This window comes from Burkholderia cepacia (assembly GCF_001039005.1).
GTDB classification, from domain to species: Bacteria; Pseudomonadota; Gammaproteobacteria; order Burkholderiales; family Burkholderiaceae; genus Burkholderia; species Burkholderia theae.
The window spans coordinates 1-9,482 of sequence record NZ_LDWR01000136.1 but is presented as its reverse complement, the minus strand read 5'-3'; the positions used below and the strand labels follow the sequence as shown (position 1 = coordinate 9,482).

At 58.2% G+C, this 9,482-nt stretch carries 5 protein-coding genes and 6 pseudogenes; 5 read left to right on the top strand and 6 right to left on the bottom strand.

Going from position 1 to position 9,482, the window contains the following annotated elements:
- Window positions 1-220, bottom strand: a pseudogene (locus VL15_RS38720) (alpha/beta hydrolase); the annotation flags it as partial.
- An 80-nt stretch (window positions 221-300) separates the two neighbouring features.
- On the opposite strand from VL15_RS38720, the pseudogene VL15_RS43530 reads away from it, so the two are divergent.
- A pseudogene (locus tag VL15_RS43530) lies at window positions 301-510 on the top strand (helix-turn-helix domain-containing protein); the annotation flags it as partial.
- Between the two features lie 171 nt (window positions 511-681).
- On the opposite strand, the pseudogene VL15_RS43525 reads toward VL15_RS43530, so the two are convergent.
- From VL15_RS43525 to VL15_RS42505, 3 genes and pseudogenes are all read right to left on the bottom strand, one after another.
- Window positions 682-822 (bottom strand): annotated as a pseudogene (locus VL15_RS43525) (DUF1153 domain-containing protein); the annotation flags it as partial.
- A 120-nt stretch (window positions 823-942) separates the two neighbouring features.
- Window positions 943-2,487: a class I SAM-dependent methyltransferase gene (locus tag VL15_RS41550; protein ID WP_080971131.1), complete on the bottom strand. Its 1,545-nt coding sequence runs from the start codon at window positions 2,485-2,487 to the stop codon at window positions 943-945.
- Between the two features lie 238 nt (window positions 2,488-2,725).
- Entirely contained in the window at window positions 2,726-2,995 is a 270-nt protein-coding gene (locus VL15_RS42505; protein ID WP_155420426.1) for a hypothetical protein, read from the bottom strand.
- Window positions 2,996-3,316: 321 nt separating this feature from the next.
- On the opposite strand from VL15_RS42505, the gene VL15_RS38710 reads away from it, so the two are divergent.
- On the top strand, window positions 3,317-4,213 hold the full coding sequence (locus tag VL15_RS38710; RefSeq protein WP_080971130.1) for a LysR family transcriptional regulator: 897 nt from the start codon (window positions 3,317-3,319) through the stop codon (window positions 4,211-4,213).
- Window positions 4,214-4,236: 23 nt separating this feature from the next.
- On the opposite strand, the pseudogene VL15_RS43915 reads toward VL15_RS38710, so the two are convergent.
- A pseudogene (locus VL15_RS43915) lies at window positions 4,237-4,800 on the bottom strand (transposase); the annotation flags it as partial.
- A gap of 733 nt (window positions 4,801-5,533) precedes the next feature.
- Between VL15_RS43915 and VL15_RS38700 the strand changes: the two are divergent.
- The 3 genes and pseudogenes from VL15_RS38700 to VL15_RS41545 all read left to right on the top strand — a co-directional run.
- A complete protein-coding gene (locus VL15_RS38700) occupies window positions 5,534-6,619 on the top strand; it encodes an alkene reductase (RefSeq protein ID WP_048252162.1) in 1,086 nt (361 codons plus the stop codon).
- Window positions 6,616-7,350: pseudogene (locus tag VL15_RS38695) on the top strand (VacJ family lipoprotein); the annotation flags it as partial. The gene VL15_RS38700 and the pseudogene VL15_RS38695, both read left to right, overlap by 4 nt.
- Window positions 7,351-7,670: 320 nt before the next feature.
- Window positions 7,671-7,901 (top strand): annotated as a pseudogene (locus VL15_RS41545) (integrase core domain-containing protein); the annotation flags it as partial.
- Window positions 7,902-8,223: 322 nt separating this feature from the next.
- Here VL15_RS41545 and VL15_RS41540 read toward each other — a convergent pair.
- Window positions 8,224-8,925 (bottom strand): NAD-dependent epimerase/dehydratase family protein, encoded by a 702-nt coding sequence (locus VL15_RS41540; protein WP_080971128.1) that lies wholly within the window; start codon window positions 8,923-8,925, stop codon window positions 8,224-8,226.
- Window positions 8,926-9,482: the final 557 nt, after the last annotated feature.

Below are 9,482 nucleotides of genomic sequence, written 5' to 3'. Positions count from 1 at the left end.
AGCCGTAGCGGTTCATCGGCATCGGGTGATTGACGATCACCAGCTTGTCCGAGCCCTCCCGGGGAATCCACCACGCCTCCAGCGGGGTGCCGTCCAGGGACGGGAACGAGATCTCCTCGTACGCCATTCCGTACTCATCCGGCGTATGGAGGATCGGTGCGCGGACCGGGGTACTGAGGCCCTGGGCCAAAGTCGTGAGCATCTGCGAAGTATCGGGCATGACTGTTTCTCCTTTGCTTTCCGATTCGGGAGGTCTTCCCGTCCGCAGAAGATACGTCCCAACCTATCGACGAACAAGCCATGGAATTTGGTTATCATCGTTCCGCGAGTGGAACGATCGATTTCAACCGACCCTTGGTCTTCGTCCGCGCTATTCAGACGGGAGGCCTGAGCGAAGCGGCGCAACGCCTGAACCTGCCGAAGTCCACCGTGAGCCGAAAAATCTCCGAGCTCGAGGAGCGGGTAGGCGAGCGGCTCATCCAGCGCACGACGCGCAAGCTGAGCCTCACCGAACCAGGCCGTGTTCTGTTTGAGTGCGTCAGCCGCGACATCAAGGCGGCAACGAGCGCCACGCGACCTGTCTCGGGTCTCGACTCCGATGTCGTCCAGTACGCTCGGACCGAGCGTCGCCGAGTACCTCGTTCGTCATCCTGCCTTGGCAGCCGAGATGGTGTACTCCGATCAGCAACCGACCGAGTCACTCCGATACCGTTCCTTCACGTCCTGCGAATTGGCTCGCAGCGCATTCTCCATGCCCGGCCGGCCATCCTCGACCCAGGCCTCAATCTCCGACGGCGATGGATCGTACGCCCGGCTAGCTTCATGCAGTTCAGCGCAAGCGGGCAACGCCACGAGCGGGGGCGACAGCACTTCAGATACATAAGAATATTTATGCACCTACGCAACAATCAACAAGCGATTAGCATATCGCTTGATAACATTTCAAATGATCAGCAACGCCCTAAACAAGGGAAGCTTGTTTTTAAGAAAATCCTCGGCAAATTGATGCGCCCATGAGAAATCGCCGCGCTCCGACGCACTATAATTCTGCGCGTCCAAGATAAATCCCCCGTGCACATTCGACATCGCATCCTGCACCGAACCGACCAAATCATATATTTCCAACTTTCCATCTGCCAGTGCACCAAGGAACAATTGATATATATGCGGGATCATTACCCCTCCCCCCGTTATTGGCGATGCAAGGTGATCGATTTCAGTAGTAAATGATGCCCTGCGCAGCGCGTATCGATTAAATCTCCTGCATTGCTCGATCACGATGCTGGTGGGGATTTTCGTTGGACTAACATAACCAGAATCCATCAGGATAATAAGCGCATCAACGATCTCACCAAAAGAATTCGAGCACAATTTATCGAAAGTCAATATATCGTCTATCGTTTTTGGAGCATACCCGTCATTGGACAACACATCAGAAACCGCAGACAAAGGAGAGTCGGAGAAGTCGACTTCTCCTCGTGGCACCTTAATCTTGGAAGGAATCTCGCCTCTGGGAACAACAAGCGTGAAGCTCATGCTCCTCCAGTTCTCGCGATGCTCTGCCGACAAAACAGGCAGCGCACCCTTCGCAAACACGTCACAACGGAACCTCGTGTTCATCATATAGTCCTTTACGGACTCCCTTGTGACTGGGTCGCGAATTCCATCCAGCAATTTCCTCCCCGTTTCACTAACACAAAAAGCATCAATGTTTTCCAACATTCGCGTCGACGCCACGAAATTCAACTGCGCGCCCACCAGCTGGCCAGCAACTTTCTCGAGAGTCGTGATTTCCCATTCGGCATTAAGATATTCGTGTGCGATATATTTATAATCATCGCTCAACGTATCGAGATGATGCGCTGCCATTGGATTTCCAGCAAGATATGTCGACTCGGACCTCAAAACTTCCCTGGCGAATGATATTGCGTCGCTTACAGCAACATCCGATTCAGACAAATTTCCCGATTTTCTCATATACAGAGCCATCAATTCACGCAGAGGAATTATTGGAGCCCAGCCAGGAAAGCAATTGTAGCTAATATAAACAATCCCGCCGACACGAAGCCGGCGATTAATTACATCAACTATAAAACCCCTGTTTTCATCGGAAATCCAGCTCCAGACACCATGCAGCACAATGAAATCGAATTCCGGGAGATCGTCACGAGTCGCGAAATTTCTAAATGACTCGTTGAATATATTCACATTCACCCCGGATGCATCGGCCATTCTTTTTGCCCCGGAGGCATGAATCGCATTGAAATCAACTCCCCAATAGCCCCCTTCATTTGCGGCAGCGTGGATGTTCATTGACACCCCCTGACCAAATCCGAGCTCGAGATAATTTATATTTTCTCCAGACGGATACTCCACCCCCGCAAACATGCATATCATCTTCAACATCGATGGATTAATTAATCTATTGTATCCATGCACATACGGCGTGCGAGAAAAATAGCCTTCAGACCACTTGTCGTAGTTCATGTGTGCGTACCAAAATAATCAATCAAAGTCCGTGCAGTCCGGCGCCGCTTTAAATCGGTCTGTCCTTTTAACCAAGACACGACACCACTTTGCAAGTGGTATCGAAGAAGAAGGGGTCGGCGAACTACAACGTATCCACTGCTGCGTCAGCCAAGGTTTTTGCCAGGGCGTCTACAGAAAATGTTGAAGACACGGCTATGGAATGAAGCGGCGAACAAGACGAGATCGTTTATCACAGTCACCGATTCCCTGCGATTGTCTTCAACTGCGCGGCAAGCGGCATCCGTTGCTGCGTGCCGTCGACGAGCGTGGCGCCGAACTCGAAGCGCCGATACAAAACGTCGCGACAAGGCTGCAGCCAATCACTCCTCTCCGAGGATGCGACGATCAAACCCGGTGACGGAAAACCGTCCGCATCAATTGCACGGTTTTCAGCCTCAAAGGCTGATATCCCGGAATGCGCCCGGATAAAGTGCGTATTCACCAAAGCAGCCGCACGAGTGAACATCCGCGCCGAGAATATCCATCACCCAATGGGCAGTTTTCACGACCCACATCGCATGCTGGTGCTTTCGTCATGCTTCGACCTTGTCCGGCGGCGCCTCGCGCTACCGAAACATGGGCTAAACGCCGGATATCAACGCGGTTGAAGGAACGCCTCGCCACATCGTATGACTGAACTGTCTCCGTTGCGGCCAACCGAGTTATCTCGTGAGCCTTACGACTTTCTCTCCGGACACTTGACTAACGTTCGAGCAGTTCCCTGCCTGAAGAAGATACGTCCCAGCCTGTCGTTGAACAAGACATTGAATTTGGGTATCATCGTTCCATGAACGGAACAATTGACCTCAACCAGATCGTGGTCTTCGTTCGGGTCATCCAAGCGGGAAGCCTGAGCGAGGCTGCGCGACGTCTGAACCTGCCGAAGTCCACCGTGAGCCGAAAAATCTCCGACCTTGAAGAACGGATCGGAGAGCGGCTCATTCAACGCACGACACGCAAGCTGAGCCTTACCGAGGCCGGCCGCGTCCTATTCGAACGCGTCAGCCCTGCCATGGGAGACATCGAAGAGGCGGAGAGCGCGGTGGCGGGAATGCGTGGGACGCCCCGCGGCCTGCTGAGGGTCGCGGCGCCCATGTCTTTTAACCCACTCAGGCCGATCATTGCCGAGTACCTCGTTCGCCATCCCGACGTCGCGGTCGAGTTGGTGTGCACCGATCGCCTTGTCGATCTCGTCGACGAGCGCTTCGACGTGGCGATTCGAGCGGGAGCACTCGTCGATTCGACCCTCGTCGCACGCAAGCTCGGAACAGCGCAGTTCATGCTCGTGGCGACGCCCGAGTACTGTGAACGCCATGGCGTCCCGAAAACACCTGCCGAACTGGCGAGCCACGCATGTATCACCCTCGGAGGCAAATCGACGTCGCTCGTCTGGCCCTTGGAATCAGGAAGCAAACGTACCGAGGTCCGTATTACGCCGCGACTGACGGTCAACGACATCGAGATGGTTCGAGTGGCCGCCCTCGCGGGCGTGGGAGTCGCGTGGTTACCCAAGGCCTTGTGCGCCGATGATCTCGACAGGAAACGCTTGCTGCATCTGCTTGTCGACTGGTCCTGGGGAGACATTCCCGTCTATGCGCTCTACCCGACGAGACGCCATCTTTCGCCCAAGGTGGTCGCTTTCATTGATCTGCTTGCCGAACGGATTCGATTGCACGATGCCTAAGCGCGCAGCTTTCGCGCCCACGCTCATACCCGTATGGCCATTAGCTTGCCGCACGCCACCCACAGATCGGACAGCGTGAACAAGGTCATGAGTTGTCCCGTGTTACTCCTCAGCCCGCGATAGCGAACCTTGGCGTAACCGGACTGACGTTTGATCAGTCTGAACGGGTGTTCGACCTTGGCTCGGAAGCCTGCCGTGATTCGCTCGGCCTGACCGATGAGCGCATCAAGCGACCTGCGTTGTCCACGGTACAACGGCGCCCCGACTTCATCTCCACGCGCGAGTTCTCGTCGGTCCGGGCATCCAGACGCTGGTGTACGCCCTCATCGCACACATCACCAAACGGGCAGATACCTCTCAATGCAGCAGGCGGTTGGCTTCGAGCACGTCGCTGACGTGACGCGACGTGCGCCGCACCGTGTACATCAGTGCGGATTCTGCGTCCACGCCAATGGCGCTTCCGTGCCGAAATATCGCTGGCTCTCTTTCTTGCTCCGGCACATTTCCGGGTAGCACCCTCCCGATGCATTCTTCGTCGAACTCGGGGCGCTGATTAGCGTCGCGTCCACCACCGTGCCCGCGCGCAGTATCCAGATCAGCCCGCGGCACCGCCCGGTTCATTTCGTCAGGGAATGCGCGCTTGCGGGTGCGCTTCGTCGGCAGGTTCAGTTCAAGGTCGGTTTGTTTCATGCCTTCCATGCGCCTTGGCTCGACGATTCATTGCAAGCATGCCCGGATGTGATTCGTGCGGGGTTTGCCTAACCGCCGAAACAGTCTCGTTTTGGCGCGGAAAATTCCGGTATGACATTGCCGTTATCAAGCGTCTTGCGCAGAGGCACGCGGCGATTGTTCCATGCATTAGAAAATGATTTCCGTATAGCCATATTTATTTCGCTCGTAAAGCCGACGATCATTTTCTCCATCGAATTGAGAGAGTCGGCGATGAAGCGAGGCGAGAGCCTGATCCACCGGTGTGACGATGCGTCGATGCGGAACCTGCGCGGCAAACAGGTTAGCGGCACTGGCGTGATCGGCGGGTTCGACAATTTCAACACCGAACGGACGTACAACGTCACATCGGCGCGCATGAATACCATCGACCTCGATGAGATGCATCGCGCTCGATGCGGTCGGGCGTTATCTCCAGGCACCGTTCTTCGGTCTGAGTCCGAGGCTGGTCAATCCAGTATTCGCGACACCTTCGTCGGTACGTCATGGTCGTGTCCGATGTGCCGATCGCGCGGACCGGTATCCAGTGCGCGGCGTCATGGCACGCGTCGCGCTTCCACTTTCATTTCGTCGAATTCGAGGATTTTCACCATGAGTCAGCTGTTCAATCCCGTCCGCGTCGGACGCTATACCCTGTCGAACCGCCTGGTGATGGCACCGATGACCCGCAGCCGCGCGCAGTTCGACGGCACGCCGGGCGACCTGGCCGCCGAATACTATGCGCAGCGCGCGAGTGTCGGCCTGATCGTCACCGAAGGCACGCAGCCATCGGACGATGGGCAGGGCTACCTGACGACGCCGGGCATCTATACCGGCGCGCATGTCGCCGGCTGGAAGCAGACCACCGATGCGGTGCATGCGAATGGCGGCCATCTGTTCATCCAGCTGATGCACGCGGGCCGCATGTCCCATCCGGACAACACGCCACATCACCGCCCGGGCGTCGGGCCTTCGGCCGTCGCACCAGGCGCGCAGATGTTCACGCCGACCGGCATGCAGGACATTCCGGCGCCGCGCGCGCTGTCGACCGACGAAGTACGCCGGACCGTCGCGGACTTCCGCGTGGCGGCCCGCCGCGCGATCGAGGCCGGCGCCGACGGCGTCGAGATTCACGGCGCGAACGGATATCTGATCCAGCAGTTCTTCGCGCCGAACGCCAACACGCGTACCGACGAATACGGTGGCCCGATCGCCAACCGCGCGCGCTTCGCGATCGAGGTCGCCACCGCGATTGCCAACGAGATCGGTGCGGACCGGACGGCGATCCGCTTGTCGCCGGGCACCGCGATGTGGGGTATCGACGAAGGCGCCGAAGGGCCGGACCTGTACCGTCATCTGGTCGCGCAACTGGACAAGCTCGGTCTCGCCTATCTGCACCTCATGCATCTGGGCAACGACGCGCTGCTGGCCGACATCCGTGCGCTCTGGAAGGGCACGCTGATCCTGAACCGCCCGGGCCGCTCGCGCGATCAGATCGGAGCCGACATCGAAGCGGGACAGGCCGATCTGGAAGCCTACGGCCAGATGGTGCTCGCCAATCCGGATTTCATCGCGCGCCTGCAGGTCGACGCACCGATGAACGACGCGGACCGCGCGACGTTCTTCGGCGGCACCGCGCAGGGCTACACCGACTACCCTGCGCTGCGTGAAGCCGCAGAAGAGAGAGTGCGATCATGAACTTCAGAAATACGATCCTGGCCGCAACGGCAGTTATCGCGATGAGCGGCTGCGCCACCGTCCAGACGCCCACCAAGGGCGATCCGTTCGAGGCTTTCAACCGCACTATGTTCAAGTTCAACGATACCGCCGACACCTATGCGCTGAGACCCGTCGCTAAAGGCTACCAGTGGGCGGTACCCGCTCCGGTACGCGCCAGCGTGACCAATTTCTTCTCGAATATCGGTGACGTCTATATTGCCGCCAACAACCTCATGCAACTACGTATCGCCGACGGCGTGGGTGACATCATGCGCGTGATGATCAACTCGGTGTTCGGCGTGGGCGGGCTGTTCGACGTCGCGACCGTTGCCAAACTACCCAAGCACACGGCCGACTTCGGTCTCACCATGGGCCACTACGGTGTGCCGTCGGGCCCGTATGTGGTTCTGCCTCTATTTGGGCCGAGCACAGTGCGCGACACGGTGGGCCTCGCGGGCGACTACGCCGGCAATCCGCTGACCTATGTGAGCCCGGACGAGCTGAGCTGGAGCCTCACCGGAGTGAATCTGATAAACACGCGCGCGACCCTGCTTGGCACCGGCGATGTGCTGAACGCTGCTGCGATCGACAAATATTCCTTCGTTCGTGATGCCTACCTGCAGCGCCGCCAGTCGCTGATTTCTGCCTCAGGCGGTCCCGGCGGCAAGAAGATGGACAGCGTTCCTGACTACAGCGGCGATGCGCAGCCGAAGTAAGACGTGCGTCGTGAATCTCCGGCTCGAATCGTGCTGACCTCGACCGACCAAGGGACCGACCTCGCCAGTGCGTCGACCTTTTGTCGGTTGCCGCGGGCGCAAGGCCGAGCACCCATCGCAGATGGGCCAAACGGCTTGAAACCGATCGTGCACGTCGTGACGGCGGCACGGTTGTCCGGTTGGTGTGGTGCTCGGACATGACCTATCTACCGGCGACAGTGACCGGTATGTGATTCCGACGCCTGCGGCCGCGTGCGGTCGCAGGTGCAATCCAGACGCTGTCGCGACTGATGCTGCTGTCCAGGTCATGTAGCTGGCTGCGGAATACGGCAATCGGTCCGGCCTTCATCATGCCCGGCAGTCCGTGGCAAACCGGGTTCGTCGATAGCTTTAATGGCAAGTCGTGTGACGAACTGCCGAATCGGGAACGGCTCCGCTGTCGCACAGAGACCAAGGTGCTCATCGTACGCTGGCTGCAGTTCGACAACGAGCGCCGCCTCATCGCGCATCTCGATCAACCTCCCGCCACGATCCGTCGAATCTGACTGGATTCCGATAAATATCGACGCGAGACTCATTGCCCGATTGTTCACAAACTTCCGCTTCAGGTCAGCGGCATGCGGTAGAGCGCAGCGCTGATGCTGCTACCGGTTCTTGTGACTCGTGAGTATGAAAAATGGACGGGAACCGTAGGATACCGAAAGGCGTCCGGGCGCAAGATCGACCACCATGATGGACTTCCGTCTGTTGACTACCCTGCCTCGATCGATTCGAGTCATGGTGCCCGGGGAAATCAGTTGGATTGGAACCGCGTACAGTTGCGACTTCCTGGGTCGGACATCCCCCGTCCGAATCATCGAATCACTCTCACTCGGACCGAGACATCGCTCGCCCAATGCGGGTGAGCTCACTGGGCCGAAGTACAACCATGCCTTGCGCCGTGGGGAGCGTCATGATGAGCGCACGTCCCACGGCATCGGCGTCGACGGGGCGGTAGTCAAGTGGAAGCATCGGTTGGACGAGACGACTCAGACAGGCCGCAAGCTTTTCTCCGATGCGTGTGGGTTGATTCAAGACACTTCGGTCTCCAAGCAGCAGGGACGGCTGTGCGATGACGAGTGCATCGAGAGGCAATCGTTCCAACGCCTCTTCCAATTCGCCTTTAACCTGATTGTAGAAGATGCGTGATCGTGCATTGGCGCTCACAGCACTAACCAGCGCAATACGCCGCGCGCCCGCCCGAACGCTCGCCTCGGCGACCGCCAGATTCGCAGCAAGATCCACGTCACGGAAAGCCTGTCGACTGCCGGCAGCACGAATCGTTGTGCCGAGCGCCAGGTAAACTTCATCCACCCTCATCAGTGGAGGGAGATGCCGGAAATCCACGATGTGGACCACCAGTTTCGAATCCTGAAGGCCGGGGGCACGTCGGGCGACCACGTGCACCTCGTCAACGGAATCGTCCGCGAGGAGAAATCGCAGGATCTCATGGCCGACGAGACCCGTTGCGCCGGCGAGGAGGATCTTGCGATGGCTCGCTCGTTTTTCTGAATTGGTGTCGATGTTCATCAGCTTGTGTGCATAGAACGGGCTCCTGCTTGCACGTTCTCGAGTTCGTGCGGCGGAGCCACTCATGACTGAAAATCTCTCACGAACGCCGAGTCCACGGTGCGTGTGTGCCAGACGCCGCCAACCGCCTGCTTTCGAGTCCGCTGTGCAACCTTCCGCCAGTGCAATGGCAAGTGCGGAATGGTCGAGACGGTGCGCATCGCGCGCAGCAGCGCAGGATGCAAAGCGTTCACGTCGCCGCTCCGGCCACGGGCGGCGGTTTTCGACTGCCCCGCTCACCACGAGTTTGAAAAGCGGGCCTGGGCCACTCGGGCGGAAGATCACTGGAGTGCGACCTTCTCCGCCACGTAGGCATACCGCCGGGCGTGTCATCGACCATTCGCCGGTAGAGATGGGGAATATGCCGACGCTGGCGAATCGCATCGGTGGAATCTCCGCCGCGATCAGCGACCATCATGAACGGTACATTCGTCGACACGTACGCACCCAGTTCATGAAGGTCATGCCAGCGGTCACTACGAAGCCATGAGGTCAGAGTGAAACGGCCTCACTTCACA

What these genes read in the sequence shown, in the direction of transcription:
- VL15_RS41550 (WP_080971131.1), bottom strand. Translation starts at nt 2,487, where the DNA reads ATGAACTACGACAAGTGGTCTGAAGGCTATTTTTCTCGCACGCCGTAT.
- VL15_RS42505 (WP_155420426.1), bottom strand. Translation starts at nt 2,995, where the DNA reads ATGTTCACTCGTGCGGCTGCTTTGGTGAATACGCACTTTATCCGGGCG.
- VL15_RS38710 (WP_080971130.1), top strand. Translation starts at nt 3,317, where the DNA reads ATGAACGGAACAATTGACCTCAACCAGATCGTGGTCTTCGTTCGGGTC.
- VL15_RS38700 (WP_048252162.1), top strand. Translation starts at nt 5,534, where the DNA reads ATGAGTCAGCTGTTCAATCCCGTCCGCGTCGGACGCTATACCCTGTCG.
- VL15_RS41540 (WP_080971128.1), bottom strand. Translation starts at nt 8,925, where the DNA reads ATGAACATCGACACCAATTCAGAAAAACGAGCGAGCCATCGCAAGATC.